The sequence below is a fragment of the Mycobacterium sp. TH-M82 genome (assembly GCF_057473605.1).
In genome coordinates this window covers 1-1657 of the sequence record NZ_JBYCKY010000144.1, presented here as the reverse complement: position 1 = coordinate 1657, position 1657 = coordinate 1, and the positions used below count along the sequence as shown (strand labels likewise).

The window sequence follows — 1657 nt, the reverse complement described above, 5'->3', positions numbered from 1 at the left end:
AGCGGTTTGGCGGCGATGGCGCGATCGGAGACGAGGTCGTAGAGGTCGTCGCTTTGGGTGGGGGTGTGCTCGCGCATCGCGAAGTCGTCGACGATGAGGACCAGCGGTCGGGTGTATTCGCGCATGCGTTGACCGATGGTGCGATCAGCGTGCCCGCCGGCGAGGTCGGCGAGCATTCGGGAGCATTTGACGAAGCGGATGTCGCCGCCGCGACGGGCTACTTGATGGCCAAGTGCTTGTGCCACATGGGTTTTGCCGACTCCGACTGGTCCGTAGAGGATCACCGATTCACCGGCGTCGAGCCAACGCAGTGCGGCCAGGTCGCGCAGCATCGCGGCTGGTAGCTTCGGGCTGACGGTGAAGTCGAAGTCCTCGAAGGTGTTGGCTTGTTCGAAGCGGGCGCGGCGCACGCGCCGTGCTAGGGCGGCGGTGTCACGGCGGGCGATTTCGTCTTCGCAGAGCACCTGCAGGAACTCCAGGTGTCCGAGTTTGCCGTCGCGGGTTTGGGCCAGACGGGCGTCGAGAGTGTCGAGCATGCCGGTGAGTTTGAGCGTCTTGAGCGCGGCACGCAGGCTGGGGTCGTGAATGGTCATGGCATAGTCCTTTGTTGAGTGTGATTGATGCAGAGCAGGTTTGGGAGTTCGCGGGTCAGGCGGTGCGTTCGGTGTCGAATGCGGCGGGGCCGCGTAGCAGCGCTGGCACGGCAGGGGCGGTGACTAGTGGCGAATCCTCGCCGTGTTCAGTGCCGGCAGCCAGGATCCCTTTGACGGTGCGGTAGCCCGGATCGCCGACGGCCAGGGCGCGAGCACAGGCCGCGTCCAGACGGTCGGCACCGTATTTGTCGCGCAGCCGGATGATTCCCTGGATGGCGCGTAGGCGGTGGATGGCGTTGATCGTCGACAGTTCGGTGACGATCGCGATGGCACCGGGGCCGATCTGCTCGGCCTGGGTGCGACACCATGTCACGTTGCGCAGGGTGTGGGCGATCTTCTGCGGCGGGTAGTGCTCGAAGTTCGTCGATCGGCCAGACAGGTGCAGCACGTGGGTCGCCACGACGGCATCGTCGTGGAAGATCTGCACGACATCCCCGGCGGTGCGGAGGAGTAGTTTCTGGCCCATCAGCCGCCAGGGCGCTGAGTAGAACGCCTTGCCGGACTTGACGTGACAGTCCGGGGCCAGTGTGCCGACCGCGTAGATCACTGACTCAAATCGTCGCTGCGGCAACGCCATCAACTCATCGCGTTCCACCGCGGCGAACACCGACACCGGGGTCTGACCATCCAGGCCGCGATGCTTGTGGACGCCGTAGACCTCGGTGGACCACCGCAGCGCCTCGGCCTGCATCTGAGCCAGACAGGTGAAGTCCCGGCCGGCGAAGAACGAGTCCCGAATGTAGGGCATCGGCCGTTCGACGCGGGGCTTGTCTTTGGGTTTTCGGGCCCGCGCCGGGTCGATCAGGGTGCCGTAGAACGCGGCAAGCTCGGCATAGGCAGGGTTGATCTGCGGGTCATACAGATCCGCACGCAGCACCCCGGTTTTCAAGTTGTCGCACACCAGCCGTGCGAGCCTGTCACGATTTCTGTGTAAGTCAGAGGTGATTTGACTACGAGTTGTATTCTAGCACAATGGGATTCGCCCAGGGAATAGTCTGGCGAGT

General features: G+C 64.2%; 1 protein-coding gene and 1 pseudogene. Both read right to left on the bottom strand.

Going from position 1 to position 1657, the window contains the following annotated elements:
- Positions 1 to 593 (bottom strand): ATP-binding protein (locus AC2VON_RS04285; protein ID WP_486951828.1); only part of this gene is annotated, 593 nt, incomplete at its 3' end.
- A gap of 55 nt (positions 594 to 648) precedes the next feature.
- Positions 649 to 1563, bottom strand: a pseudogene (locus AC2VON_RS04280) (Mu transposase domain-containing protein); the annotation flags it as partial.
- Between the last annotated feature and the right edge of the window lie 94 nt (positions 1564 to 1657).